The sequence below is a fragment of the Sphingobacteruim zhuxiongii genome (assembly GCF_009557615.1).
Classification (GTDB): Bacteria; Bacteroidota; Bacteroidia; order Sphingobacteriales; family Sphingobacteriaceae; genus Sphingobacterium; species Sphingobacterium zhuxiongii.
Genome location: NZ_CP045652.1, coordinates 4,222,891 through 4,248,756, shown reverse-complemented (window position 1 = coordinate 4,248,756; position 25,866 = coordinate 4,222,891). Strand labels below are relative to the sequence as shown.

26 protein-coding genes and 1 tRNA gene are annotated in these 25,866 nt (G+C 38.9%); 14 read left to right on the top strand and 13 right to left on the bottom strand.

All coding sequences use genetic code 11. The features are described 5' to 3' along the window. Positions 1–674: 674 nt before the first annotated feature. From GFH32_RS17910 to GFH32_RS17885, 6 genes are all read left to right on the top strand, one after another. Positions 675–747 (top strand) — tRNA-Lys (locus tag GFH32_RS17910). A gap of 299 nt (positions 748–1,046) precedes the next feature. Continuing rightward, complete coding sequence (locus GFH32_RS17905; protein WP_153512902.1) at positions 1,047–1,817, top strand: phage integrase SAM-like domain-containing protein; 771 nt, start codon at positions 1,047–1,049, stop codon at positions 1,815–1,817. Between the two features lie 260 nt (positions 1,818–2,077). After that, positions 2,078–2,290, top strand: a complete 213-nt coding sequence (locus GFH32_RS18485; protein WP_202111242.1) for a hypothetical protein — start codon at positions 2,078–2,080, stop codon at positions 2,288–2,290. Between the two features lie 41 nt (positions 2,291–2,331). Further along, positions 2,332–2,931 carry a hypothetical protein gene (locus GFH32_RS17895; protein ID WP_153512901.1) on the top strand — a complete coding sequence of 200 codons (600 nt, stop codon included), beginning with the start codon at positions 2,332–2,334 and terminating at the stop codon, positions 2,929–2,931. Between the two features lie 117 nt (positions 2,932–3,048). Then, positions 3,049–3,240, top strand: coding sequence for a hypothetical protein (locus GFH32_RS17890; protein WP_153512900.1), 192 nt, complete (start codon positions 3,049–3,051; stop codon positions 3,238–3,240). Positions 3,241–3,437: 197 nt separating this feature from the next. Then, complete coding sequence (locus GFH32_RS17885) at positions 3,438–3,656, top strand: hypothetical protein (protein WP_153512899.1); 219 nt, start codon at positions 3,438–3,440, stop codon at positions 3,654–3,656. A gap of 63 nt (positions 3,657–3,719) precedes the next feature. Here the strand turns inward: GFH32_RS17885 and GFH32_RS17880 are convergent, their stop codons facing one another. Beyond that, entirely contained in the window at positions 3,720–4,325 is a 606-nt protein-coding gene (locus tag GFH32_RS17880) for a hypothetical protein (protein ID WP_153512898.1), read from the bottom strand. Between the two features lie 126 nt (positions 4,326–4,451). On the opposite strand from GFH32_RS17880, the gene GFH32_RS17875 reads away from it, so the two are divergent. Beyond that, a complete protein-coding gene (locus tag GFH32_RS17875; RefSeq protein ID WP_153512897.1) occupies positions 4,452–5,342 on the top strand; it encodes a phosphatidylserine decarboxylase in 891 nt (296 codons plus the stop codon). Between the two features lies 1 nt (position 5,343). On the opposite strand, the gene GFH32_RS17870 is transcribed toward GFH32_RS17875, so the two are convergent. Together GFH32_RS17870 and GFH32_RS17865 are read right to left on the bottom strand one after the other, a co-directional pair. After that, a complete protein-coding gene (locus tag GFH32_RS17870) occupies positions 5,344–6,903 on the bottom strand; it encodes a hypothetical protein (protein WP_153512896.1) in 1,560 nt (519 codons plus the stop codon). An 18-nt stretch (positions 6,904–6,921) separates the two neighbouring features. After that, entirely contained in the window at positions 6,922–7,476 is a 555-nt protein-coding gene (locus tag GFH32_RS17865) for a DUF4256 domain-containing protein (RefSeq protein WP_153512895.1), read from the bottom strand. 268 nt (positions 7,477–7,744) lie between these two features. Here GFH32_RS17865 and GFH32_RS17860 point away from each other — a divergent pair, with 268 nt between their 5' ends. Both GFH32_RS17860 and GFH32_RS17855 read left to right on the top strand, forming a co-directional pair. Beyond that, positions 7,745–9,475, top strand: coding sequence for a hypothetical protein (locus GFH32_RS17860; protein WP_153512894.1), 1,731 nt, complete (start codon positions 7,745–7,747; stop codon positions 9,473–9,475). A 49-nt stretch (positions 9,476–9,524) separates the two neighbouring features. Then, complete coding sequence (locus GFH32_RS17855) at positions 9,525–9,989, top strand: hypothetical protein (RefSeq protein WP_153512893.1); 465 nt, start codon at positions 9,525–9,527, stop codon at positions 9,987–9,989. 9 nt (positions 9,990–9,998) lie between these two features. Here GFH32_RS17855 and GFH32_RS17850 read toward each other — a convergent pair whose 3' ends face one another. From GFH32_RS17850 to GFH32_RS17835, 4 genes are all read right to left on the bottom strand, one after another. Further along, positions 9,999–10,757 carry a LytR/AlgR family response regulator transcription factor gene (locus tag GFH32_RS17850; RefSeq protein ID WP_153512892.1) on the bottom strand — a complete coding sequence of 253 codons (759 nt, stop codon included), beginning with the start codon at positions 10,755–10,757 and terminating at the stop codon, positions 9,999–10,001. A gap of 1 nt (position 10,758) precedes the next feature. Next, a complete protein-coding gene (locus tag GFH32_RS17845) occupies positions 10,759–11,784 on the bottom strand; it encodes a sensor histidine kinase (RefSeq protein WP_153512891.1) in 1,026 nt (341 codons plus the stop codon). 5 nt (positions 11,785–11,789) lie between these two features. Next, positions 11,790–12,407: a tetratricopeptide repeat protein gene (locus GFH32_RS17840; RefSeq protein WP_153512890.1), complete on the bottom strand. Its 618-nt coding sequence runs from the start codon at positions 12,405–12,407 to the stop codon at positions 11,790–11,792. 99 nt (positions 12,408–12,506) lie between these two features. After that, a complete protein-coding gene (locus tag GFH32_RS17835; protein ID WP_153512889.1) occupies positions 12,507–14,654 on the bottom strand; it encodes a TonB-dependent receptor in 2,148 nt (715 codons plus the stop codon). A gap of 136 nt (positions 14,655–14,790) precedes the next feature. Between GFH32_RS17835 and GFH32_RS17830 the strand changes: the two genes are divergently transcribed. The 4 genes from GFH32_RS17830 (at position 14,791) to GFH32_RS17815 (ending at position 19,030) form a co-directional block, all read left to right on the top strand. Next, complete coding sequence (locus GFH32_RS17830; RefSeq protein ID WP_153512888.1) at positions 14,791–15,858, top strand: pyridoxal phosphate-dependent aminotransferase family protein; 1,068 nt, start codon at positions 14,791–14,793, stop codon at positions 15,856–15,858. Positions 15,859–16,057: 199 nt separating this feature from the next. After that, a complete protein-coding gene (locus GFH32_RS17825) occupies positions 16,058–16,345 on the top strand; it encodes an HU family DNA-binding protein (RefSeq protein WP_149527532.1) in 288 nt (95 codons plus the stop codon). Between the two features lie 10 nt (positions 16,346–16,355). Further along, complete coding sequence (locus GFH32_RS17820) at positions 16,356–17,201, top strand: tetratricopeptide repeat protein (RefSeq protein ID WP_153512887.1); 846 nt, start codon at positions 16,356–16,358, stop codon at positions 17,199–17,201. 275 nt (positions 17,202–17,476) lie between these two features. Then, positions 17,477–19,030 carry an Rne/Rng family ribonuclease gene (locus tag GFH32_RS17815; protein ID WP_153512886.1) on the top strand — a complete coding sequence of 518 codons (1,554 nt, stop codon included), beginning with the start codon at positions 17,477–17,479 and terminating at the stop codon, positions 19,028–19,030. Between the two features lie 106 nt (positions 19,031–19,136). Here GFH32_RS17815 and miaA read toward each other — a convergent pair whose 3' ends face one another. The 3 genes from miaA to GFH32_RS17800 are packed head-to-tail and all read right to left on the bottom strand — an operon-like array spanning position 19,137 to position 22,045. Then, positions 19,137–20,069, bottom strand: coding sequence for a tRNA (adenosine(37)-N6)-dimethylallyltransferase MiaA (miaA, locus tag GFH32_RS17810; protein WP_153512885.1), 933 nt, complete (start codon positions 20,067–20,069; stop codon positions 19,137–19,139). Continuing rightward, the gene (locus tag GFH32_RS17805; protein WP_153512884.1) at positions 20,048–21,220 is read right to left on the bottom strand and encodes a Gfo/Idh/MocA family protein; all 1,173 of its coding nucleotides are present in this window, start codon (positions 21,218–21,220) and stop codon (positions 20,048–20,050) included. The genes miaA and GFH32_RS17805 overlap by 22 nt, the downstream gene beginning before the upstream one ends. A gap of 54 nt (positions 21,221–21,274) precedes the next feature. Continuing rightward, positions 21,275–22,045 carry a hypothetical protein gene (locus GFH32_RS17800; RefSeq protein ID WP_153512883.1) on the bottom strand — a complete coding sequence of 257 codons (771 nt, stop codon included), beginning with the start codon at positions 22,043–22,045 and terminating at the stop codon, positions 21,275–21,277. A 78-nt stretch (positions 22,046–22,123) separates the two neighbouring features. On the opposite strand from GFH32_RS17800, the gene def reads away from it, so the two are divergent. Next, a complete protein-coding gene (gene def / locus GFH32_RS17795) occupies positions 22,124–22,711 on the top strand; it encodes a peptide deformylase (RefSeq protein ID WP_153512882.1) in 588 nt (195 codons plus the stop codon). 99 nt (positions 22,712–22,810) lie between these two features. Here def and GFH32_RS17790 read toward each other — a convergent pair whose 3' ends face one another. The 3 genes from GFH32_RS17790 to GFH32_RS17780 all read right to left on the bottom strand — a co-directional run bounded on the left by GFH32_RS17790 (position 22,811) and on the right by GFH32_RS17780 (position 25,720). Then, positions 22,811–23,434, bottom strand: a complete 624-nt coding sequence (locus tag GFH32_RS17790) for a trimeric intracellular cation channel family protein (protein ID WP_153512881.1) — start codon at positions 23,432–23,434, stop codon at positions 22,811–22,813. Positions 23,435–23,603: 169 nt separating this feature from the next. Then, the gene (locus tag GFH32_RS17785; protein WP_153512880.1) at positions 23,604–25,355 is read right to left on the bottom strand and encodes a M56 family metallopeptidase; all 1,752 of its coding nucleotides are present in this window, start codon (positions 25,353–25,355) and stop codon (positions 23,604–23,606) included. A gap of 2 nt (positions 25,356–25,357) precedes the next feature. Continuing rightward, on the bottom strand, positions 25,358–25,720 hold the full coding sequence (locus tag GFH32_RS17780) for a BlaI/MecI/CopY family transcriptional regulator (RefSeq protein ID WP_153512879.1): 363 nt from the start codon (positions 25,718–25,720) through the stop codon (positions 25,358–25,360). Positions 25,721–25,866 lie beyond the last annotated feature (146 nt).

Here is a 25,866-nt window from a genome sequence, read left to right as displayed (position 1 = left end):
CCAATAAGGGGTTTGTTCAATCGAATTAATTCTTGTATTTATCAAATTTTATATAAACTTTGTCTCAACCTTTCTACTCAAGAGAGATCAAGAAACGCGAAGTTTATAACCAGTCCTAAATAAAAAATGATGCATCGATTCGATCGAAACGCGAACGATAATGAGGATGATGTACAACTCGTTTTGCAAATACAGCAGGGCGATGACAATTTTTCCCATCATAATTTACTTTCATTTATCCATCATTGAAATCTGCGTTGTTCGCAGATTTTGACTTAAAGCAATCGCCTTGGGTGTTGATTAAAGTCCTTGAAGTATTTGAAAAATCAAATCTGAGCTTGAGCAAAGAAGAATACGGAAAGATAGAAAAATATGAAACAACGTATGAACCGTTAAAATCTGCAATAGAGCAGTTTTTGAAAAGAAAAAGATTTTAGAATTGTTGAATACAGGCACTTATTGTGCTGCTGCGGATTTTTGTTGAACACGAAGGGTTGAGGTCCGAAGCAATCTCAAAGGAATTGTGTAGGTGGGGATACGTCTTTTTTGGGGAAGTTGGGTTAAGGTTCGGAAAGCGTTTGGTTAGGTAAATAATGAGATTGTCAGAAAAGCTCAAAAAAGATGATATTTTATTTGATTTTTTTGTGATGTCTTGTACCTTTGACACATCAAACGACTTCGTAGCTCAGTTGGTAGAGCAACAGACTCTTAATCTGTGGGTCCTGAGTTCGAGCCTCAGCGGGGTCACAAAAGGCTCAAGAAATTGCGCCTTTTTGCATTAAACGCCTCTGTTTTCTGCGATTTTTACAAAAAAGCGATTCATTTAATATCATTCTATAGCATACAATTCGGTGACCTATTCGGTGACTTATTTTAAATAGTAAATTAAGGTCACCGAATTAGACGGGTTTAATGAGGCGATTTGGACAAAAGGACTCTCAAATAATTATTTGTTAACCTTTTAATGTGGGATGATGAAAATCAAACAAAACATGGAGCTTCTGCTGTGGATACGCAGAAGTCACGCGTAAAATGATGTAACACCTTTGTACATCCGAGTGACCATCTGTGGTATTTCTAAGGAGATATCTCTAGGAGTAAAAATTAACCCAAAAGACTGGGATATTAAATCCAAGCGGGTAAAAAAAACAGAGCCTTCTTACAAGACTATAAACTCCAAAATTATTCAACCTCAGGTTGATTTAGATCGGCATTTCAATGCTTTACAAACTCACGTAGCTCGGGTAACACCCGATATGGTAAAGAATGCCTACCTGGGAAAGACGGAAGCAAAGGCTAAGCAAGAGCAATCTGAAAAAGGAAAAGATACCATTTTGTATGCATTTGACGAGTTTATCGAGCGCTTCGAAAAAATGGCAGATAAAGGACTCCGCTCTTATGAAACACTCAAACATTGGCTCACAACAAAAAAGAAGGAGGAATCATTTTTAGTGCGTAAATACAGAGCCAAAGATTTAGCACTAAATAAAATCGCCCCGACCTTCGGTGATCATTTTTATGATTACCTTACCCTTGAGGTTAAAGTTCCATTGGCGAAACCATCGGCTAAGAAGCATATTAAAAACACCAAACAGATAATTAAGTCGGGAGTCAAAAAGAACTTAATAGCAGCAAGTTTGAATAAGGATAAGAGAGGGGGACTAGCATCCTCAAGGGGCTTTATGACCAATGACAGTTTAAAGTCTTGTTCCCTCTCTCGGCTGGATCAACATATAGACCAACAAAATAATATTCTGTCGATTGATCTCCAACTATACTTTCTCAAACTTACGATGACACTTTTCAGGAATCGTTGATTTATTATATTTTAAAAATTATGCCTGCTGTTAAAGCTTAACAAAACAATTAACATACGCCATAAACAATAAATAGAAAACAAAATGACAAAACTTGATCCAATGATTGCCGTAAAAGATGTTGAAGTAAGTGCTGCATGGTATAGTAACATATTTGGGTTCAACATAGTACACGATAGAGTCCATTTTCCGTTCTGACGAATAAAGACAATGAAATTGTGCTTTGCCTGCGCGCTTGGGAAAGGGACGGTCACCCAACGATGAGAAACCAAAGTTTAACAGCAGGAAATGGCTTGTTACTTTATTTTAGGACTTCTGATTGGAAGAAAGTGAAGCATAACCTCGAAGAAATCGAATGGGCTATTGAAGAAGAAATTCACCTAAATAAAAATTCACGCAGACAGGAATTCTCGTTCAGGGACCCCGATGGTTATTTCATAACGGTAACAGAATTTCACATATACGAAGGATAAAAAAACAGCATACATCATCAATCTAAATATATTTTTAAACCATGCAAACAACATCAAAAACTTTTAAAATTCCGTTTTATACACTTGTCGTATTCAATATCGCACTCTTAATCGCTTTAAGTTTTATACTACTAAATGGCTCAAATGGATTTATGGACGCTGAAAGGATTAACATTAAAGACAAAACCGGAAAAAACAGAATCGTAATTTCCAATATGGATAATATTCCGCCTCCCATCATCAATGGTAAAACATTTCAAAGGGCAGTTAATCCGGCAGGGATTATTTTTTATGATAAACACGGTGATGAACGAGGGGGGATTGCCATAACTGATGATGAAACCACAAATTTAAATGCTATAGCTTTAGACTATCAAAATGCCGATGCTATTGGTGTTCTCGCTCAGGATAATAAAGAAGATAGTTATTTTAAAGCCGGTTTGATTATTAATGACAAAGACTTGTCTGGCAAACCAGGTCACAATATTAATAGAATTAACCTGGTAACAGAAAACGGAAATGCCGCTCTGATTATGAAAGATGCCAATGAGGTACCAAGAATTATCTTAAAGGTTGACAGTTTAGGGAATCCATCTATCGAAATGTTTGACAAAAATGGAAGTCTTAATTGGAAACAATAAAATCATTGTAGTATCAACAAAATAAAAATAAACAAAGAGGAAATCATGGAAGCTGAAAAACAATTTTTTTTCAGCTCGGCTTGTGCGTAATAAACAACATACGAAAAACTATAAAAAATGAATCATAGAAAAGAAGAATTGAATGAAGCCAAAGTTGCAATTATGTCACTTCTAAGCAAATGTAAAAAAGCACTACCTAATTTAAAGGAAAATTCTTCTCAACAAACTTTACTTGAACGTAGAATTAATGCGTTACAGATTGCCTTAAATTTGATTGAAAAAGCACAGTTAGAATCAGCAAATAATTGATAAGACAAGGCTTCCACCATAATCAAACCGAAAGTATTGACGGAATGCAAAAAAAAGATAAAGTTCTACTGATTTATCAACTGGAGATATAGATTCTTGATTGGTCGATAATCAAGAATCTATAAATCGATTTATATAGCCAAACATTTAGCAAATAGCCGTGTTTATTATCCTATAAACTTAAAATTGCATGAACTATGAAAAGAGAAATGTTGTTTAAAATGGGACCGCTTGCTTTTATCATGTTTATCCTGATGACGGCTCAATCCTTTGCCCAAGAGAAAGGTTTGGATATCAATGTGGATATTGATAAAGGAGATGATGGGAATATCTTCATGAAACCATGGGTATGGGTTGTCGGAGCGGCGGTATTTATCCTACTGTTGGTAGCGATATTAAGAGGCGGAAAAAAATAGAGATGGAGATAATGAGGATTGTTTCCATGCTTTGGCTCTTGCGAATCAAGCATGGAAACAATCTTATTTTTTGACAATGGAAGCGATATCAACCCCGATAAAGCAATCGTCCATACATCCTTCCTCGTATTTTCCCACCTTAGAAATTAAACCGTTGTTTTCGGTCTCCAAGTAGTTTGTGACGCCTTTACGTTTTACTAGCCAATCTTCTTTCGCCAAGCGATAGATATCGTCTAGTGTGCGTTGTAAAGTGCTTCCATGTTCGCCTAAGTTTGATTCATCTTCCGTCCATTCTATGTTTTCGAAAGTTCGATCTTCTTCATGCTTCTTTATTTCCGCGTCAGTATACCCCATTTTCTTAAGTGCTTCGGAGAAAGATGCTAATGTCCACCCACCCTCAGGTCTGTTGGTTGTTGATAGTTTTGGGACGATGTAGACTATTTTCTTTATTTTTCCCTGATCAACGGTTGTCGTGATTTCTGAAGACCAGCCTGTCCAGCTCCCTGATCGTGTTGTATAGCTATAGCTATTATTACTTTCTTTTTTGAAGTCTTGCCAGGTTCGGAAACTAGTTTCGAACTTAGACTCGTATTGCAGATCTGATTTAGAACAGGAGATTATAATCAAGCTGATTAATAGTGGGAAACAGGATTTTAATAATTGATTCATAACGTTTAAGCTAGTTGATATTCTCCATACGTTGGCGCCTTCATTTTTGCTACAGCCACAATGATTTTTTTCAATGGTTCACAATTGAATGTGATTTATTAAATTTGGGCTTTAATTTTTTATCAGATGAAGGTTCCGCAGCTATATAATAGACAGACTAAAGCAATTGAATACGAGAATACGTACAAAGTAAATGGTTTGGCATTTTTATATAAAAATACTTTAGGCAGAGCCTTAACGAAGTCATTGTTGAATAAGAAGATGGTTTCCAAAGCCTATGCGCGACACGTTAATTCGCCCAAGAGCCTTGGACAAATCCCTAAATTTATTGAACATTATCATATCAATGTTGATGAAATTAAAGAACCTATTCAATCCTTTAAATGCTTTAACGAGTTTTTTATTCGGGAGCTGAAAGAAGGTGTTCGACCTGTTGATGAGACGCCAGAACATCTTATCTCTCCTGCAGACTCGCGTTTAATGATTTTTGATTTAGCACAGAATAGTAGCATTCCTGTTAAAGGTTATTGGTACAATTTGGAGGCGCTATTAAAGGATCAGGCTCTTGCTGATGCGTATAAAGACGGTTGGTGCTTTGTTTATCGATTAGCTCCAAACGATTACCACCGATACGGTTATATTGATAACGGAACACAAGATCCGGTTGTGAAGATTAAAGGCGTATTGCATTCTGTACACCCGCTAGCGTTGGCAGAGACCCGTGCATTAATTGCAAAAAACTACCGTGAACTAACGGTTTTGCATACGGAGAACTTTGGCGATGTCTTACACATCGAAGTTGGAGCACTGCTCGTCGGTAAGATCGTACAAAGAAATTATGATTCTGGCTCTTTTCTTCGTGGCGAAGAGAAGGGGTATTTCGAATATGGGGGCTCCACGGTTGTTCAAATCTTCAAAAAAGGAACCATAAAACCTGATGCTGACATCATAGAATATTCAGCAAAAAGAATAGAAACCTTAGTCAAAATTGGCGAGAAAGTTGGTGTAAAAGCCTAAGTTAGTAGCCGTAATAAAGATATAGCGCGCCATAAGTCCAGTTTGGTCCCTTCATACCTGGATAGTTAAACCTATCCATCATTAATGCAATATATTTCATCGGATAGCCCGGAGGTAATTGCAGAACATTAGGCCATGTCCTTGTATTGGCCTCTTTATCCCAAGGAGGAAGATCCATTTTTAGGGTACCTTGCTCTTTAAGATCTGGATAACTATAAATAAATATTTCACGCGCAGAACTTCCGGAAAAGCAATATAGCTTGCCATCGATTTTTTGAATAGATGTACCGGTTGAATTATGCGGTACAGGACCCGCAATACGTTTATATTGCTTGTTCCATACATCTGACTCCAGCATGATCGCTTGATAGCCCTGTATGTTCTCGCAGGTTAATATCCGCCACTTTCCCGCCTGTTCATCGTAGAGAATATGCGGATCTTCAATATCTCCAACCTGACCAAATGGCTCTGCTTGCATTATAGAATACCCAAAGCGCGGATCTTTCTTGCTTTCAACGGCTAAAAGCTGCTTTTTCTCTTTTTGTGGATTTGCATATGCACTAAATCCAGTTGTAATACCGCGCCAAATTGCTGCTTTGCGATCATAAAAAATATGAGAGGCGACTTCATTACGTAATATGCCGTCAGAGCGATCGAACACTATGATTCCTTCAAATTTAATGTCAAATGTACTGGGGTTCATACTAAAAACGCCTTGTAGGTGATGCGGAAGGGCACGACCTCGAACTGTCATGGTATACCAAAGACGCCCTTGATCGATAAAAGGGTCTCCATTCTCATAGGTTATAGCACGGATATCTGCTAAACCCATTCCTGAACTCAGGAACATGGCCGCTTGCTCAATTTGAATTTCGCCCTGTGAAAGCCTGCTATATAGTGCCGTTTGCATGCTCTGTATCAACTTTTTGTCTCTCAGATCGAGAAAGTTACTATAATCGAGTTGTGCAATGACAAGGGGTAGTTCCTCCTGTTGTAAATAAAGAACAAGCCCACTGCCTAGCATTTGTAAGATTAACTTACTGCCATTGAGTTTTTTGTTTTTACCCGCTTGTATGAGGTTACTATCCAATAGCAGTTTTCCTTCCCTCTCTATTTCAACATGTACCGAATTTAATTGGTTGTTGTCGCCTACAATACTGATTTGGAAACGATTTTTATGCATTGGATCTGCAAATTCGAAACCTAAGTAACCCTTCCCCAAAAAATCGTTAATGTTGATACTATAACAGGCAAATGGATTGAAGCCTGACATCCATAATCTGGATGATTGCTCGTCTTTCCCTTTCAACTGTAAAAGTCCTTTCGACAAACTAACCTGTAAGCGGCTGCTATCGCTCGACAAATCAGGGTGCATCGCACTCATTCCAACAATTGCGTTCGGTTCTAGCGATGCTAGGGGAATTTGTTGCCCTTCATCAAAAATGATACGTTTAACGGCCTGTCTTGTAAACTGGATATCTGATGGTTTTTGCTGTGCAAGTATTTGAAAGGTACTGAAACTTAAGATCCAAAAAAAAGCAAGAAGGAATATGCGAATCATGAATTTAGAATGTTTGGTTTATAGGATCAAAATACCACGGAATCCGCGCGCTGCATAGTAAGATTCTGCGCCATTATGGTAGGTAAAAATACGGCCATAACGGTAATCGCCAAAGATCGCTCCGCCCAGTTTTCGAACGTCTTCTGGTGTTTTCAACCAAGAAGAGGTTTTATTGTCGAAGGAACCTAGCGCTTGAAGCGCCGCATATTGTGCTTCATCCATTAATTCAATCCCCATTTCTTTAGCCATGGATACCGCGCTGTGCTTGGGTTTGTGCTCCTTTCGCGAGTCCAAAGCCGCTTGATCATAGCAAACGCTTCGCCTTCCTTTCGGGCTCTCTGGGCTACAGTCTGCGAAAGTAATGGTACCTTTTACGGGGTCATGCCCGATTACGTCGGGTTCGCCATCGCTTTCTTCCATTGCAGAAATAACATTAATCGCGGAAGGATTTCCTTTAAACTTGTCTTCAATAGCTTGCCATTCCAGTCCAGGATGGCGTTCGGGATGCTTTTCAAAGCGTTTTTTTAGTATAGCGAGCAGCTCCGTGGAGCGTTCAGAACTTAGGTTTTTCATAGCTGATAGTCGTTTGCGTATGTTAACGATTAGAACTAATTTACGAAAATGCGGGGAGTTTACATCGCTACAAAACCTGATTTTTAGAAGAAATAAACCTAGGCTCCTTTTTTGAGCATCTTTCCATTCGAATAGTGACTGTAGTTCATAGTTTACAATTCGGTTTTTATAGTCGGTTCTAAGGCAAAATATTTGCCTAGCATTTGGTAAATCGTAGCTTGTGTACTCATTCACACACTAACTCGAGCCTAACTCGGAGAGAACCATCATGACTAGACGATTGTCAATCTTTTGGGTAATAATGATCCAATTGTTGGTCTTTTTACAAGAGCTACATGCGCAAGTAAAAAAGAACAGCGATAGGAGCGCTTTGGCCTATTATATTCAAGAGGAACATCAGCTTGCGGAGGACACTATTGCACTAAAGAATTTTCTGAAACCTTTGCGTCAAAAGGAACTCAAAGTAAATAAAGAACAACAAACGGCTGTTTACTATGCGCTTATGGGGCGAGGTACGAGTCGTAAAATCGGACATGTTAATGAAATTAGCAATCGATATTTTCAGCAGGCAGTTGATATTGCAGTAGATGAGGAGGATGATGCCTTGATGCTGTGGCTACAAGTCGAGTTGGCGAAGTATAGATATCAATTCTCGCAATTGGAAGGTTCTCTTCCATACTTTATGGAAGCATCTTTTAATATTGAAGAAATACCAAGTAATGAACAGATTGCGCCAGATGAATCCTATCGTTCTCTAGGCTTCTTTTTTTATGCGCTTGGTGAATATGGGGATGCAGTTCATTATCTGAAAGAGGCTGCGTATCTAGCTGCGGATTCTTCGGTGATGAAAGCCTCCATTCTTGATAATCTTGCCCGATGTTATTTGTTAGAAAAAGATACTAGTCGCGCTTTAGCCTATCTTGACGATGCAAAGAACCTTTCGGTAGCAATAGGAGCGAAGGCTCGACTAGCTAGAGTTAACGGAATGCTTGCGCAAATAAGTTTAGGAAAAGGGAAATTAGATTCTGCCAAGTATTTCGTCGAACAAGATATTCAACTGAGTATCGAAAGCTCTGATCTCAAGAATAAGAATCACGCCGAGATTATTAAGGCAAATGTATTGTTGGCAAATGGCGAGGTTGAAAGTGCAAACTCCTTGTTAAAGCGCTTGTCAGCTGAAATCGCGAAGGATGTTTATCAAAGCGACTTCTTAGTTGAAGTTGAACAATTAAAGTTAAAACTCGCTGAAGAGCGAGGCGACGCTCAACAGGAACTTTTAATCCGTCGAAATTTGAGTAGACTATTAGATAGCGCTCGCTTTGGAGAAGATGCACAGTCTATACAACGAGCGAAGGTATTAGTCGCGAAGGAGCGTTATCTCAACGAGATTGAGATGAATACACTTAAGGATAAGCAAGCACGTTTTACACGGACGATGTATTTAGCTTTATTCCTTATGGCTATAGGTATTGTGGTTATCGCTTACATCGATTTTCGTCGGAAGATGCGTATTAGGCATCATCGCTATGAAAAAAAGGTGTTGAGCTATCGATTGGAGAAAACGCTGTTAGATCAAAAGCTCGAGCAGGCAAATCGAACACTGGAAGATCATTTTCGCTATATGACCGAGAAGAATAGACAGATTGAAGGATTACAGCGAGAAATTGCCAAAATCAATAAATCAAACCTCGCGGAAATAGAAGAAAAAAACGGGAAGTTGAAACAGTTATTGCAATCTCATGCTTTGACGGAGCAGGGTTGGCAGAATTTTAAAAGGACTTTCGATGAGGTACATCCGGACTATTGTAGACAGATCAAAATAGGGTATCCCGAGCTCAGTGAAAACAATATACGGTTTATTCTGTTGCAGAAATTGGGGCTATCAGCTCGAGAAACGGCAAACGTCCTCGGTATTTCCATCGAAGCGATTAACAAGAATAAACAAAGGCTTCGACTCAAGTTGGGGGAGAGCTATGATCGAGTAATGGAGGCCATCTAGCTTAGAATTGTAAGCTAAAAATTCTATCTTGCAGTAAAGTCAAATAAACATGAGGAGAGCGATTTATCTTTTTATCGTAGGGTTACTATTCACTAGTCAGGCGAGTGCACAGAAGCAAAGAGCAACGGGTTGGATTTTTGGCCCGTCCGTGGGTTATCAATATCAAAGTGGTAGCTTCTTAAAGGCTTCTGGTTGGGGATTGTTTGCGCTAAATCAATCACAATATTTGAAATTCGATGGTGGTGCGAATTTTACATGGATGATGGATAAGACAACCGTAATCCCCGAGTTTGGGATGACTTATTATTTGAATAATGTGGCTGTATGGCCCTTTTTAAAAGGGGAAATCACTCCGTATACAGCAACAGCCAAGGCGGGAATAGGGGTGTTTAACTTACTCGAGTTTGCTGCAGGTTACGGTTTTGACATCAATACAAAGAAAGATTTCAAACCGATTGATGGATTCACTTTTTCAGTAGGTGTAAACATTCCATTGAAATTTCATCTTTACTAAGAAGCTGAACTATTCAATCCAGGCCTTGAACTCATTAACACGTTCGCGACTTACAATCACCTCCGGATTTGCATAACGATTGAAATATAGCTTTAGTCGAGAATTAGAGTGCATAGAAATGCTCTTTATGGCCTTAACATGTATGATATATCCGCGGCTAATCCGAAAAAATGCTTTTGGATCAAGTAGATTTTCTAACTGATCTAAAGTATAATCCATTAGATATTGATTCCCATCTTTGCAAAAAACATACGTTGCTTTGTTTTCCGAGAAGAAACATTCAATTTCATCGGTTGTAAGCAGTTTAATTTGCTGTCCAATCTTGATACTAAATCTACTCTTGTAATTGTTTGCCGTTGGGTGCAGCAGCGCTCTTAATTGTTCAACGTCTACGATAGGACTCTGTTTTTTGTAGTTATTCTCATATTTCGTCAATGCCTTCGCGAGTTCTGATTGCTCAATTGGCTTCATGAGGTAATCGATGCTGTTTACTTTGAATGCTTTCAATGCAAACTCGTCATATGCTGTTGTGAAGATTACGGGACATGTAAGCTGTAAATCTTCTAATATCTCGAAGGACAGCCCATCGGAGAGCTGGATGTCTAAGAATAACAAGGCTGGTTCAGGATGCTCAACAAACCATTTCTTTGCATGCTCAACCGAGTGCAAAAGGATTGTGTTGGAATAGCCGAGTGTATCAAGCTTCCTTTGAAGGGAACGTGCTGCAGGACGCTCATCCTCGATAATCACGACAATCTGATCTTTCATGCTATAAAATAGGTAATTCAACCCGGAATACTTCCGGGGTTTGTATAACTTCGATGTTTTTCTGACTTATGATCGCGTAACGCTCGCGGATATTTCTCAAGCCAATTTTTGTTGAACTTTCCACATGTGTTTTTGGTTGCAAGTTGTTTTCTACCAGCAAGATGTTGTTTTCTATTCGAATACTGATATTTAGCGGATGTTCTTGGCTAATCTTATTATGTTGGATACAGTTTTCCAACAATAATTGTAGGGCTAAAGGAACTGTCTGCATTTCTTCTTGGATATCATCGCAGTGCATTTGCACTTGAATAGCATCCTCGAAACGCAATGTCAATAAGGCAATATAATTTTTCGCAAAATCAAGTTCATTTTTAATAGGAACGAGCGTTTTATCCTTTTGCTCTAAGATATAGCGGTATATTTTGGATAGTGATTGGGTGTAAATAATTGCGTTTTCTTTGTTCTCCTCAATTAGACCAATTAGCACGTTCAAGCTATTAAATAGAAAATGGGGATCTATTTGATTTTTTAAAGTTTCAAGTTGTGCTGTCGCTTCACCCGCAATCTGTTTTTGTTTTTCCAATTGAGCATTCTTTCGCTCCATATAGATCCCAAAAAGGTAGAACCCCGAACCGATTAGCATCGCGATAACGGTTGGCATAATATAATTGACCCAATATATTTGCGAAACAAAGGTGGCGAAGGATTTTTTGTAAATAAAGACTTGAAAGAAGCATGTGGTAAAGAATACGACCAAAGGGGCTATAATCTGCGTGATGAGCATGTAAACCAAGAAGCGTTGGGGCATTTTGTTTTTGCCCGGAATGATTCTTTGGAGAAAGGAGGCCGTATAAGTGCCTGAAAGTCCCAATAGAATACTATAGGTCAAGGTCGCAATCAATGCATTCTGTTGGCCATCTTCAATCGCTTTACTTCCACTTTTTACCATGTAGTAAACAGAGAATAGAAAGTAGAGGACTGAGGTAATAATTACAGTATATAAAAGGGACTTCAGGAAGTATTTCATTTGATTTACTTTTTGCAGTTGGCTAGTGCACTTTCAGCGCTTTCTTTACCCCAACTTGGATAAAATGCGGTTTCATGTTTCTCTGCTGCGTATAAAGATACTGCTTTTTCCAAATCTTTACATTCCTTTTCGGTACTGCCACCCATGTATTTCTTTGATTGAATTTGGAATTCGGCGAGACCCGATAGCGCTCTAGGATTGTTAGGTTCTAGTTCTAATGCACTTTCGTAGGCTTCAATAATTTGTGGCGATAAAGTCATGGCTGTAGTCATTGGGTCTATCACTAGTTGTGCCGTTAAGGTAATGGCCTTCAATACATACCATTCTGCATTAAGGGCTTCACTTTGTGTTGGAATTAGTTGAAGTGCAGCATCAATCAATTTTGTCTTTTCTTTGACATCTTGTGTTTGAAAAGAGCTTGTGCTCGCCACCATTGCCTGATAGTAACGTGGAATCCAGTTGTCTTTTTCCGCCTGTGCAATGCGTTCAAATTTCGACATAGCGTCTGTTGATTTGCCTTCCTTCCATGACTGAAGGGCATCAGACATTGCTTTCTCGTAATTTCCTTGTCCGTAGCAAATGATGCTGAACAAACTAAATAAGGTGATAAGTAGTGTTTTCATGTGATTTCGATTTTTAAAGTATGATTTAAATTTCCACGATTTCTATTGATTTTGAAAATCAATCCGGATGAACTGTTGATTCTACTGGATGAATCGTTTCTATAAGTTATCTAATTGATTGTCTTTTCTGTTTTTACTAATCGTCCAAAAGAAGCCTAGAAAGACAAAGCGCTTGGCATTAGGTCGAATGGCTTCTCCTGCAAACTTTCCGTGTTGATCTGGTGTAGAACGATATTGATAGCCATAGATGGGCTCATTGCCTAGTATATTGGTCACGGAGAAGAAGATAATCTTTTGTTGGGTTAACAAGTAAGACCAGCTAAACGACAGATCATTGCGTCCAGACGTTTTAAACTGCATAAAACCGGATTCATTGGGGTTGTTAAAAGGTCGTCCAGAAATATAAGTGTTTGTTAAGCTTAGTTGAGATCGTATTGGTGCATACCAGTATTTAGTGACGATGGAAAAGTAATGCTTTGCTACGTAGTCCGGTTGGACGGCATATTGATAGTTTCTTTCAAGTTTTTTGGCATCGGTATAAGAGTACGAAATCCAATATTGGAAATTCTTGATGCTTTTGGAATCTCGCCAGAATAAGTCGACACCGCGGACGGTTCCATAACCATTAGTTTGGAAGTTGCTGCGGTAGTTTGGGGTCGCGCTATCATATTGTAGCAGTTGGCTGTAATCCTTTTGGAATAGTTCTAATCGCAACATTTGGTTCTTGCGGCTATAACTGTAATTGAAAATGTAGTGTTGCGCCTTTTGCCAGTCTAGATTTGCATTGTATTTGGCAATCTCCTCGCGGATTTGTTGGTGAAATATGCCATACGAGAGGGATACTTGATGATTGCTGTTGATTTCATAGCCAATAGAAGCTCGAGGTTCGAGAGATTGTTGCGCTCTGAACTGATTGTTGTATCGAGCGCCAGCAGTAATGTAGAGTCGGGAAAAGGCGGTATACTGCATCTCGGCAAATGTCGAGAGTAGTTGACGCTTAAATCCATAGACGAATTGCTGTGTAGTATCTTTGAATTGCTCATCAACTTTTTGATAGAAATGTTCGGCTCCAAAACTGTATTGTAGTTGGTTATTGTGTTTCTTCCGCCATAGGGTTTTCAAATGGCTGCTGTATTCTTGCGTTGGTATTTGGAAATTGTAGTAGTTAAGCCTTTTGTTTGCGTATCCAAAGCTTCCCCCCATTTCCCATTTCCAATTGTTTTCTAAGTATCGTAAATAGTTGCTGTTGAGATAGATGTTTTTTTCTTCAATAGCTGTTTTTACTTTTTCGTCATATTCGATCGCATAGTCTTTGAAAGAAAACTTTTCGAAGGAAACAGCACTGTAAAGATTGAAAAAATGTTTATCGCCTTTATTCCGAAAAATACCCTCAGCATTGGCCTGTTGGTAGGGTTTAATCCAATCGATTTGCTGGTTAACGAGTTTAACGTAGGGAGCTAGATTGGTATAAGTTCCGTTCATGCTCAATGAGCTATTCTTCCAGCGCCTTGTGTTGCTGAGTCCTAATCCCACGGAGCTTATCGAGATCTCGGATTTTGGTTCTGCAAGATTGAGATCGGTACTTAAGTTCAATATGCTGGATAGTGCATTTCCAAATTCTGCACTATATCCTCCTGTGGAGAAGCTGGTTCCTTTGAATAAAAAAGGAGAAAAACGTCCGCGGACAGGGACTCCGTTTGTTGATGCGGTGTATGGTTGGGCAACACGAAGGCCATTGATATAGGTTTGCGTTTCGGACGGATCGCCGCCACGAACCATTAATCGACCATTTTCGCCAGCAATCTGAGCGCCAGGAAGCTTGTCCAAAGCGGCAATAATATTACCCATGCTGCCTGCTGTTGTTACAATGTCTAATGGGCTTAAAACAGCGTTCGCTTGTTGTCCAACTTTAAACTGACCCGCACGTACCACAACTTCTTCAATACTGCGTTGGTCAGTTTGCAGTATCATTTCTAGGTATATCGTGTCTTTGATTTGTATCAATTGCTGTTTCGATTGATATCCTATTGCTGATACTTTAATTAATTGCTCGCCGGTCAAAGTAGTCTTAAAATTGAAGCGACCTAAACTATCGCTGTTCGCTCCGTCATAACTGCCGTCGATATAGATATTGGCGTTGGCCAAAGGCTTCTTGCCTTTTTGATAGATTACGCCGATGATTTCAGCAGTTTGAGCTTTACTGATAATGGGGAAAATAAATAGAAGAAATAGAGTAAATAGACGCATCGGTTTTATTTTTTACTAAAAGTAGCCCCTGTCAAACGCAGTAGAAATTAAATATGGCTGAACTGTAGTTTTGCCGGGACGAGTTGTCAAAATCGGTATCCGATGATTTCGTACCTTTGTTTTTCAAACATCGATTATGACATCTTTTCGAAACCTTTCGCAGCCTACTGGACGTAAAATCAATATAGACCAAACCGTTTATAACTTTTTTGGAGGCACTGCTTATTTAGGGCTTCTTGACAATAAAGAATATATTGAATTATATAAACAGGGAATAGATCGGTATGGGCTGAACAATGGGACATCGAGAACGAATAATGTTCAATTGGGAGTTTATCAAGAAGCCGAAGAATACATGGCAAAGCGTTTTGGTTTTGCAGATGCTGTATTGCTGTCTTCTGGATATTTAGCTGCTCAGGTTGCCGTTCAATCGCTCGCAGCCGATCATAAAATATACTATGCTCTTGGCGCGCACCCTTCGCTTTGGTTAAATGATAACCCAAATATTACAGGCAGTTTCTCGGAATGGAAAGCTAAAACTATTCAGGAAATCAATCATAGCGATGAAATGGATTTTGTTATTATATCCAACGCTATTGATAATTTAACGCCGGAATTATTTGATTTTTCTGACTTTAAAAACATTGATAGTAGAAAAAGAATTACACTAATTCTTGACGACTCTCATGGAATAGGCGTCTTGCGTAAAAATGGTGTTTCAGTTGATCTTGCTGCTATATCCTCTGAAAATATATCGGTAATAGTGCTGGCGTCGCTTGCCAAGGGAATGGGAACAGACGCGGGAATCGTGTTGGGATCAACGAATGCGATCGCCAAGATTAGGCAACATCCAATATACATGGGCGCGTCGCCAAGTGCCCCTGCTTCCATATATGCCCTGCTAAAAGGCGAGCAATTGTATACCGAAGCGTTCGATAAATTGCATCAAAACATAGCATTCGCACAGTACTTGATTGCTCCATTGGATGGGTTCAACGCGATCGATAATTTCCCAGTCTATACCTCCGTAGACCCCAATTTATATCGTCATTTACTACACAATGGCATTGTGATTTCTAGTTTTCCATACCCACTGCCGAGTAGTCCATTGCTAAATAGAATTGTTATATCTGCATTACATGAAGAAAGTGATATATCTCAACTATCTGAAACTTTGATTGCTCAAAGTCGATTAAAACTTTGATTGTCAACAAAATAATAGTAACTTTGCGAGCCTTTTGAAATGTAAAATTGGGGGAAATAGGACTAAATACTTGAATAGTAGATATTTGGTTGGTAAAAAAACATTAAAATATTTCCATTACTCATTTTAAAAGAATACTTTTGCATCCCCAAAAGGGCAAAGATGCCAAGGGTTTAGATTAATTAGAGTAAATATAGATATGACTAAAGCAGAAATTATTGCAGAAATCTCTAACAAAACTGGTTTAGAGAAGGTTGATGTACAAGAGACCGTAGAAGCATTCTTCAAGGTGGTTAAAAACGCAATGGTTGGCGGTGAAAACGTGTACGTGAGAGGATTTGGTAGTTTTGTAGTGAAGAAAAGAGCTGAGAAAACAGCTCGTAACATTTCCAAAAACACAGCAATCATTATTCCTGAGCACTTTGTGCCAAGTTTCAAACCTGCAAAAGTTTTTGTAGAAAAAGTTAAAAACGGGAACAAAAAATAAGTATTGATTCATGAAAAACACTAAGCAAATCCAAATCGTTGTTGTAGCAGTTGTCCTCCTTGTTATGGGATTTCTAGTGCTGCGACCGGTGAAGGGCTTAGTTGATCAAGATAAAAATACTGCAGGAGCTGCTACCACAGAGGCTCCTGCAAATCAAATCAGTCTCGCTGCAGCATCCGAAGCGGCGAAACGTGGCCTCAATCCTGCCATTCTCAATGAAATCACTGATTTAGAAGCAAAAGCTGATAAAGCAGATGGAGAGGAGAAAGTAGAAATCTACCAACAATTAGCCGATAAATGGAATGATGTAGAAAAATTTGCCCCTCAAGCATTATTGTATGAGGAAATGGCGAAAATTTCTCCTAAATTCGAACTTTGGTTAAAAGCTGGAAATGCCTACCGAAAAGCTTACACTAATCTTCAAGACAGCACAACTGCAAAAGCATTGAATCAACAAGCGATTGTAGCGTATGAAAAAGCTGTTGAATTGAACGGCGCAAGTTTAGACGCAAAAACAGGTTTGGGAGCAGCCATGGTAACTGGTACGAACAACCCGATGGCCGGAATTGCACTTCTTCAAGAAGTTGTTAAAGCTGAGCCTAAAAATCTAGAAGCTAATAAAACATTGGGTTTATTCTCTTTACAATCGAGACAGTTTGATAAAGCTATCGAGCGTTTCAAAACAGTAATAGAGCAGAAACCTGATGCTGAATCGTACTTCTATTTAGCCACTGGCTATGAAAATATAGGGATGAAGAATGAAGCTATTGCTGCTTTTGGAAAAAGTAAGGAATTAGCGTCTGATCCTAGTCTCTCGCAGTTCATCGACAGACGAATCGAAGAACTAAGTAAGTAATTAACAATTAGTAATAATCATTTAAAAACATTAAAGCTATGCCAAGCGGAAAAAAAAGAAAAAGACACAAAATGGCTACTCACAAGCGCAAAAAACGTTTAAGAAAAAATAGACATAAGAAAAAATAACGTTTAACGTTTATTTTTAAAAATATGTGGTTACAATCTATGATGGTATAAGCATCATAGATTGTTTTTTCATTAAACGGTTTTTTGTTTAACCGGACAAATTATATTGTGGAGCGAGTCCACAATAGTCCTTAATTTCAGTAGCTGTTGGTAAAGGAATTAATTATCGATTCAGTCCCCGATAAGGGGGTGACTATTGCTTTACTACAGGATAAGCAGCTGGTTGAGCTAAACCGAGAGCAAGCAGACAATAATTTTGCGGTAGGAGATATCTACTTAGGTAGAGTAAAGAAAATCATGCCCGGTCTGAATGCCGCATTCGTAGATGTAGGATACGAAAAGGATGCATTTTTGCATTATCTTGATCTTGGGCCTCAAGTACAGTCGCTGCTTAAACTCACAAGAGTAGTAAAGAATGGCAGTTATCAAGAGAAACTGCTCAATAGTTTGAAACTTGAAAAGGACATTGACAAAGCTGGAAAAATATCGGATATTCTGAGCCGTAACACGCTGTTGCCAGTGCAAATTGCAAAAGAACCGATATCTACAAAAGGACCGAGGTTAAGCTCAGACTTATCCATTGCTGGTCGATTTGTAGTGTTGGTACCTTTCTCAAGTTCGGTTTCCATTTCCAAGAAAATTAAGGGAAGCGCCGAAAGAAATAGACTTAAGAAAATCGTTGAAAGCATTAAACCTGCTAATTTTGGCGTAATCATTCGAACAGTCTCTGAAGGCAAAGGGGTAGAAGAAATGCAAAAAGATCTACTCGACCTGATTTCTAAATGGGAACTATTTACCAAACGTCTTAAATCTGCTGAACCTCCTCAAAAAGTATTAGGTGAAATGGATCGCGCTTCAACGATATTGCGCGATATACTTACCGACGAATTCTCTCATATCTATGTTAATGATGCAGATATCTTTGATGAGGTCAAATCATATATACAGGAGATTTCTCCCGATCTAGAAAAAATAGTTAAACACTATAAAGGTAAAGAACCTATTTTCGATCATTTCGGTGTAGAGAGGCAAATTAAGGCGTCCTTCGGCAAAACTGTCAACTTACAAGGTGGTGCTTATCTGGTTGTTGAACATACAGAAGCATTACACGTGATTGACGTCAATAGCGGTAATCGCATTGCCAATAAGGAAAATCAAGAAGATAACGCACTTCTAGTAAATAAAGAAGCTGCAAAAGAAATTGCCCGACAGCTAAGGCTTAGGGATATGGGTGGTATTGTGGTAATTGATTTTATCGATATGCACAAAGCAACCAATAGAAAAGAATTGTATGGATTCTTAAAAGAATGTATGGCAAGTGATCGTGCGAGACATACTATTCTTCCTCCTAGTAAATTTGGATTAGTACAGATTACTAGACAACGCGTAAGGCCAGAAATGAGCATCGTGACAAATGAAAAATGTCCGGCTTGTGATGGTACCGGCGAAATTAGATCCAGCATCGTTTTACTGGACGATATTGAGAATAATTTAAGCTTCATTTTACAAGAGCAGAACGAAAAAGGAGTTACGCTATGTGTACATCCTTATATTGCGGCCTACATTACCAAAGGTTTTGTCTCTAGAAGGTTAAAATGGTTTTTCAAATATGGAAAATGGATTAAAGTGAAGGAGATGTCATCTTATTATTTGACAGAGTTCCGCTTCTTTAATGCCAAAGACGAAGAAATTAAACTTTAGAAAAAGGCGACTATGGTCGCCTTTTTTTGTATTATTAAGTAGCTTCACTATCTAGAAGTTGCAGTTAATGCAGGTACTTTAGTATTCTATCCTTAAGATGGATTTTTCAACCGTAATTTTCAAGCCACTTTATTTCTAAACCTTCTTTTTCCATCTTCCGGAAATAAGTCATCTGACGTTTAGCAAATCGATGGATTTCGGTACGTAGCTTATTTTCGAATTCAGTTTGGCTAAGTTGCCCGATAAGGTAGTACGAAGCATATTTATATTCCAATCCATACCATTGTAATTGGTCGTGGCTAATTCCCTCGGCTAGAAGCCTTTCGACTTCTGCTATCAAACCATCATCAATTCTTGATTTCAAACGTTGATCAATTCTTGCTCTTCTTAGGTCCAATGAAGGAGATAAAGCTAAGATTAAGCTAGGATAGCTTGCTTTCAATACGGTAGGCGGTTCATTTATCCTCAAATAATATAGGATTTCCAAGGCGCGAATCAAACGCTTATGACTATGCCAATCAATATGAAAATCACTTGGAATTTCTTCCGCATTGATTAGCTGAATGAGCTCTTCCTTAGTGAAACGTGCATGTTCCACATGAAATGTTTCGTTTTTAGGAATCTGGCTGTAAGGTTGTGGCTGTAATAATGTCTGTATATAAGATCCAGTGCCTCCACATAGAATAGGGAATTTGCCTCGATTTATAATATCTGTATAAGCCTCTTCGAAGTCCTTAACGAATTCTTTAACCGTATATTGAAAAGTAGGAGGAACAATATCGATTAGGTGATACGGGATCTCACGATATTCTTTTAAGTCTTTTCCTGTTCCAATATCTAGCCCACGGTATACTTGACGGGAATCCGCGGATATGATTTCGCCATCCAACTCTTTCGCGATTTCTACCGCAAGTCTCGTTTTTCCCGACGCCGTCGGTCCAATAAGGATTAAAAGCAAATCAGGCGAAAGTGTTTCTTTCGCCCGATTTACATATTTTATAACATCTTGTGTCGTTTTTAGATCACAAATTTTGTCCATTTCTCTGTACTATCGTTGCTTTTTACAACTGTATCGATAAAGGCCATTCCACGTACACCATCGTATACATTAGGAAAGTCTTGAGCCTCTGCCGTTGGGGTTGTACCCTCTTTCTTAGCCGATACCGTCAATGCAAAGTTACGATAAATGTTCGCAAATGACTCTAGTAGTCCCTCTGGATGTCCTGCAGGGATGCGCGTATTATGTGTTGCAAAGCTACTTAAGGTAAATGGCGCTGCATAAGCATTACCAGTACGATAAAGTTGTCTTGGTTGATCCAACATTTTTATAACTAAGTTGTTTGGATCCTCGTTTGCCCATTCTAATCCGCCTTTTTCTCCGTAAACTCGAATTCGAACAGCATTTTCTTCTCCAGCGGAAATTTGTGACGCCATCAATACGCCTTTTGCGCCATTCTCAAATCGCAATAGTACTGATCCATCATCGTCTAACAAACGACCTTCAACAAAGGTGGTTAAATCAGCACATACCTCCTGAATTTTTAAACCGGTTACATATTCTGCTAAGTGTGCAGCATGCGTACCGATGTCTCCCATCACTAAGGATTTGCCAGAACGCTTTGGATCTGCGCGCCATGCAGCGCCAGCATTTCCTTCTCGCTCACTTAATCGGCTTAACCATCCCTGTGGATATTCTACAACAATTTTACGAATCTTACCGAAGTGTCCCTCTCGAACCATTGCTTTCGCCTGTTTTACCATAGGATATCCAGAGTACGTATGCGTTAAACATAAAGTACGTCCAGTACGCTCCACCACTGCTTGTAGTTCCTGAGCCTCTTCCAATGAAACGGTCATCGGTTTCTCAACGACAACATCAAAGCCTTTTTCCATTGCTAGTTTTGCCGGTGCAAAGTGCAAGAAGTTCGGCGTAACGATTGTTACGAAGTCCATGCGTTCACCTTCGGGTAGCAAAGCTTCCTTCTCGATCATTTCTTCATATGAAGCATATACGCGGTCTTCAGGAACAAATAAATCCTTTGCAGATTGTAAAGATATCTCTGGATTTACGCTGAAAGAACCACATACTAATTCTATTTTTCCATCCATAAAGGCAGCAATACGGTGAACGGCGCCGATAAACGCGTCGTTTCCACCACCGACCATGCCCATGCGAAGTTTTCGTTTCATAAATGAGTGTATTTCGATTGATTAAAGATTAAATATAGTAAATTCTTGAAGCATTTAAAGCGATAGGACCAATTTTGTGCTTCCGCTATTGTGGTGTAGATATCCGTCAGGATATAATTGCTTCGCTGTTTCTAATTCCTGATCGTTCAGAATAGTAATTTGTTTGTTGTCAACAATCCAAAATCGTTGCGCCGGTATTGTTTTTTCGACTTGGAATCCAATCTTCAGCAAGGAGGAGTCTTGCGTCCAATCGGTATCCACATAGGTCATGATGTCTCCTGGATTGAAGTCTTTCGTAAAAGCTTGAAGTAGTTTGGAAAGGCCACCAATTACGACGAAATCGCTTTTGTGGCAAAATCGAATGAGTTCGAAGGATCTATAATCTTCCGCCTTATCATACATTCGTCTACCTCCGCTAAACACTGCTATAGATAACAATTCACCTTGGTGGAATAATCCATATCGGTATTTGCCAGGCATGGCAATCTGTAAATGGTGCTCGGTTAAGAAATCTAGAGTAACCCTTTTGTCAACTCGGGCTACTACCGTATTACGAGCGTATACTTTGGTCGCATGTCCTGCTTGTACTTTGAGCCTATTGTATATCTTTTTTGAGTGACGTTGAAGCTGCGCTTCAGTAATGTGTATCGTTTTATTTGCCGTTCCTCCAACAGTTCCTTGTGAAACATCTATGTAATAGTGAATGTCAAAACCTAGGCCATCCGCTGTAATTAAGGTATATCGTTCAAATTCTTGAATTGTTGCATTTAACTTAAGCCCATATCCAATGTAATTCAATAGAGCAACGAGTCCGCCATTTACCATGAGCCAAAATTACTCTATTTAATATCAATATATGTCAATACTAAATTATTAATAACTTTGTACCGTAAAAATATTCAAATGAAGTTACCTATAGTTGCCTATGGAGATCCGGTTTTGAGAAAGAAAACCGAGGAGATTGATGAGGATTATCCAAAATTAAAAGAAACAATTGCCAATATGTTTGAAACAATGTATGCGGCAAATGGTGTAGGTATTGCCGCTCCACAAGTTGGCTTGCCGATCCGCTTATTTGTAATCGATGCTTCTCCTTTTGGAGAAGATGATGAAGACGGACCAGGGGATCCAACAGCAAAAGACTTTAAACGAGTATTCATAAACCCAATTCTGGTGGAAGAGTCTGGAAAAAAATGGGCTTTCAGTGAGGGATGCTTGAGTATCCCGCATATTAACGAAGAGGTCATGCGTCCAGAAAATGTGATTATTAATTATCTGGACGAGAATTTTCAAGAACAAGAGGAAGAGCTAACAGGCCTTGCTGCCCGAGTTGTTCAACATGAATATGACCATATTGAAGGAAAGCTCTTTATCGATAAATTAAGTCCATTAAAAAAGGCTATGTTGAAAGGGAAACTAGACAACATATCAAAAGGGCAAGTTCGCGTATCCTATAAGATGTCATTTCCATTGATGAAAAAGGGGAGATAAACGCATATTCCATTTACAGGATGGATGAATAGGAAAAAGGAAGGGTTGCTCCTATTGGAACACTTCCTTTTTTCGTTTTGTAGAATGACGAAAGGATTCTTATTTCTGTTGAGTCGTATCGACCATAGGAACTGACGGCAAAGAAAGATTATATTTTACCGACAGGAATCGTATGATAAAGACTAGGCTTGCACTGATAAATGCATTTAAATTTTCAGGGATTGGGGTCATTCGTAGCAAAACGTAACAAATAGCGCCAGCTAAACAGGCTGAGGCGTATATTTCTTTTCGAAGGATTAAGGGCGTTTCATTCATTAATGTATCGCGAATCACTCCACCCATACTTGCGGAGAACATCCCAAACATCACGGCCGCTATTGCACTACTTTCATAACTCAGCGACTTTTGAGCCCCAACGATCGTGAAAAATCCAATACCGATCGCATCGAAAAGAAAGAGTGTTCGAGCAAAGCTATCTAATCTCCTATTAAACAAGATGGAAATCGCAACACCAATAAAGATTGCAATCAAGTAATTATCGTCTTCGACCCAGACAGGTCGTATATTGAGAAATAAGTCCCGCAGCGATCCGCCACCAATGGCTGTCACAAAACCCATAAAGGTCGCGCCAAAAACATCAATACCCTTGCGGTTCGCAGCCATCGCACCCGATATAGCAAAAACCATCGTTCCTAGAAGGTCAATAAAATATATGAAATCCATATAATGCCAGCTATTTTTGCATACAATGATACAAAAATTATTAAATCGGTTAGAAGAATTCTCGTCGCGTTTTAGGAAATGATAATAACAAAAAAGGAGCCTTGTGCGGCTCCTGACTAAACTAAACTAAACAACGAACTGTTTATTTGATATCCTCGGGCGAGGATCATTATTGTACTTGTGTGTCTTTCTTCTTCCGGAGCGCATCTACATCCTCTTGATGTCTCTTTTCAATTTCTTTAAACTCCGGACTACTACGAAACTCCTCTTCAGCTTTTACCTTCGCTTTCCATTTTGGTGAGTCAAAGTATTTCTCGATTTCTTTACCATGTTCTTCAATCTTCTTAATCTTCTCTTTCCACTGTGGCGAATTGAAATACTGTTCAACATTTGAGGCATCTTTTTCTATTTTCGCAATTTTGTTCTGCCATTCAGGCGAGTTAAAGTAGGCTTCAACTTCTTTACTCTTTTCTTCGATATTCTTCATTTTGTCCTTCCATTCCTTGGACTCATAATACTTACTGATTTCTTCACCTGAGTTTGACATCTTCTTAATCTTCTCTTTCCATTCTGGTGAATTGAATTGTGCTTGAATATCTTCGTTCATGGAAGCTATTTTCTGCTTCCATTCAGGTGAGTTGAAATACTCATTGATTGAACTGGATTGTGATTGGATGGATTCCATTTGTTTCTTCCACTCTGGTGAGTTAAAGTATTCGCTAACGGTTTTCGATTCGGCAGTCAAGGCGTTCAAATGCGCTTGCACTTCCGCTGGCAACTCTGGTGACTCAATTACGCCATTTGAAGAAACGATGTTTCGAGTGGTTTTCTTCTTTTTGGTCGTGTCTTGCTGAAGTTCTAAAGCTGGCAATGCACTTAATGCTCGAGGAGCAGTTAATAATGTTTGTGTGGTAGAGGCTTCTGCCTTCGCCTCATTTGTCGGAACCAGCCAAGCGATTCCAACTAAAGCAACAGAACTAATAAGTAGGGCAATAAGTTGTTGCTTAACGCTAATGTAATTTGTTTCCATTTTGGTGATTCTTTTAATACGTTTAAATAAACTGTTTCTTCCGGTTGCTGCCATGCTCAATGGATGCGCGTTTCCCAGACGCAAGGTTTCTAATTCAACTAATGCATGTGCGTATGTAATAGGCTTCTCTACATGTTCTAAAACCATGTCGTCACAGGCGTGTTCGCGTTCGCGTTCCATAATTTTGGAAATAGCCCATACGAATGGATTAAAGAATAGGAGGGTCTCTATGGTAACCTTTATTAAATTCAGTAAATAGTCTTTTCTCTTGATATGTGCTAGTTCGTGTAATAGAATAGCTTCCACTTGCGCGATATCCATCATATTAGCAAAGGCGAAGGGAAATAAGACCACAGGTTTTAGAAACCCGATTGTTATCGGTACGCTAATCCGTTCCGATAAGAATAACGGCACATAGCCCTGTATATTTAATATTGCTTTCGCTTTTTCAAATTTAGCTTGCCATGCTGTCGGACTTCCGTGTAGGCTTTTGTATTTAATTCGACGGAGCTTAATGAAACTGTTGATGAGTAACGTAGTTTGCAACACAATTCCAATAATATAAATTGCAAACAAGTAAGGGAACAGTGTTTCAAGACGAAAACTATTGTCTGGTATATAGCCAATATGTCTTGCCATATTTTCCATATTGATCGGTAAACTGTCTGTCTGCTCAAATGGGATCTGGTAATAGTACATAAAGGAACAGCCAAATGCGATAGTCAATAGTATTTGAGAAATGAAGGCTAGATTATGTTTGCCTCGCGCATGCATTTTTGGGAGGGCCATCATGCTAATACATATTAGAATATAGAATATAGCTCCAAGCCACAACGAGTGAAGCATACTCCAGCCAATGGCTGTGATGGTTTTATAGATCAAGCTTTCCATGGTTAATTATTTTCAAGGTTTTGTAAAAAGGCCTTTATTTCATCAATTTCTTTTTGGCTGGTGCGTTCGTTGCCTAGTGCCTGCATAACCAAACGAGACGTTGAACCATTATATACGGTGTCGATCATTTTGTCAAGGAACTGATGTTGGGTATCCTCTTTACTAATCTTTGCTATATATAGGTGTGTTTTCGACGATGTGTCTCTTTCCACCAATCCCTTGTCATGCATAATCTGCATTAGTTTTAGAATTGTGGTATAGCCAACGTCTTTCTTCTCTAGAGATTCGAATACCTCGCGGACACTAGACTGTCCTTTTTTCCAAAGTACTTGTAGAATTTCCATTTCGCTATCTGTCGGTTTCATATTTTCTTTACTTTAATCTACGAATCATTTCGTAATCAAATGTACGAAGGTTTTCGTAAATACAAAATATTTTTTCATTTTTTTGAAATCTCTGTTTGCTTATAATAGGATATAGGATAAAGCTCAAGCCTACCTTAGGCCTAGCT

Excerpts from the sequence above, each read along its gene's own strand:
- GFH32_RS17805 (WP_153512884.1), bottom strand. The coding sequence starts at position 21,220 with ATGAAACGAAAACTTCGCATGGGCATGGTCGGTGGTGGAAACGACGCG.
- miaA (WP_153512885.1), bottom strand. The coding sequence starts at position 20,069 with ATGGACAAAATTTGTGATCTAAAAACGACACAAGATGTTATAAAATAT.
- GFH32_RS18485 (WP_202111242.1), top strand. The coding sequence starts at position 2,078 with ATGAGAAACCAAAGTTTAACAGCAGGAAATGGCTTGTTACTTTATTTT.
- GFH32_RS17825 (WP_149527532.1), top strand. The coding sequence starts at position 16,058 with ATGACTAAAGCAGAAATTATTGCAGAAATCTCTAACAAAACTGGTTTA.
- GFH32_RS17800 (WP_153512883.1), bottom strand. The coding sequence starts at position 22,045 with ATGGTAAATGGCGGACTCGTTGCTCTATTGAATTACATTGGATATGGG.
- GFH32_RS17820 (WP_153512887.1), top strand. The coding sequence starts at position 16,356 with ATGAAAAACACTAAGCAAATCCAAATCGTTGTTGTAGCAGTTGTCCTC.
- GFH32_RS17890 (WP_153512900.1), top strand. The coding sequence starts at position 3,049 with ATGAATCATAGAAAAGAAGAATTGAATGAAGCCAAAGTTGCAATTATG.
- GFH32_RS17885 (WP_153512899.1), top strand. The coding sequence starts at position 3,438 with ATGAAAAGAGAAATGTTGTTTAAAATGGGACCGCTTGCTTTTATCATG.
- GFH32_RS17780 (WP_153512879.1), bottom strand. The coding sequence starts at position 25,720 with ATGAAACCGACAGATAGCGAAATGGAAATTCTACAAGTACTTTGGAAA.
- GFH32_RS17850 (WP_153512892.1), bottom strand. The coding sequence starts at position 10,757 with ATGAAAGATCAGATTGTCGTGATTATCGAGGATGAGCGTCCTGCAGCA.
- def (WP_153512882.1), top strand. The coding sequence starts at position 22,124 with ATGAAGTTACCTATAGTTGCCTATGGAGATCCGGTTTTGAGAAAGAAA.
- GFH32_RS17840 (WP_153512890.1), bottom strand. The coding sequence starts at position 12,407 with ATGAAAACACTACTTATCACCTTATTTAGTTTGTTCAGCATCATTTGC.
- GFH32_RS17845 (WP_153512891.1), bottom strand. The coding sequence starts at position 11,784 with ATGAAATACTTCCTGAAGTCCCTTTTATATACTGTAATTATTACCTCA.
- GFH32_RS17895 (WP_153512901.1), top strand. The coding sequence starts at position 2,332 with ATGCAAACAACATCAAAAACTTTTAAAATTCCGTTTTATACACTTGTC.
- GFH32_RS17835 (WP_153512889.1), bottom strand. The coding sequence starts at position 14,654 with ATGCGTCTATTTACTCTATTTCTTCTATTTATTTTCCCCATTATCAGT.
- GFH32_RS17880 (WP_153512898.1), bottom strand. The coding sequence starts at position 4,325 with ATGAATCAATTATTAAAATCCTGTTTCCCACTATTAATCAGCTTGATT.
- GFH32_RS17785 (WP_153512880.1), bottom strand. The coding sequence starts at position 25,355 with ATGGAAAGCTTGATCTATAAAACCATCACAGCCATTGGCTGGAGTATG.
- GFH32_RS17855 (WP_153512893.1), top strand. The coding sequence starts at position 9,525 with ATGAGGAGAGCGATTTATCTTTTTATCGTAGGGTTACTATTCACTAGT.
- GFH32_RS17830 (WP_153512888.1), top strand. The coding sequence starts at position 14,791 with ATGACATCTTTTCGAAACCTTTCGCAGCCTACTGGACGTAAAATCAAT.
- GFH32_RS17875 (WP_153512897.1), top strand. The coding sequence starts at position 4,452 with ATGAAGGTTCCGCAGCTATATAATAGACAGACTAAAGCAATTGAATAC.
- GFH32_RS17790 (WP_153512881.1), bottom strand. The coding sequence starts at position 23,434 with ATGGATTTCATATATTTTATTGACCTTCTAGGAACGATGGTTTTTGCT.
- GFH32_RS17870 (WP_153512896.1), bottom strand. The coding sequence starts at position 6,903 with ATGATTCGCATATTCCTTCTTGCTTTTTTTTGGATCTTAAGTTTCAGT.
- GFH32_RS17865 (WP_153512895.1), bottom strand. The coding sequence starts at position 7,476 with ATGAAAAACCTAAGTTCTGAACGCTCCACGGAGCTGCTCGCTATACTA.
- GFH32_RS17860 (WP_153512894.1), top strand. The coding sequence starts at position 7,745 with ATGACTAGACGATTGTCAATCTTTTGGGTAATAATGATCCAATTGTTG.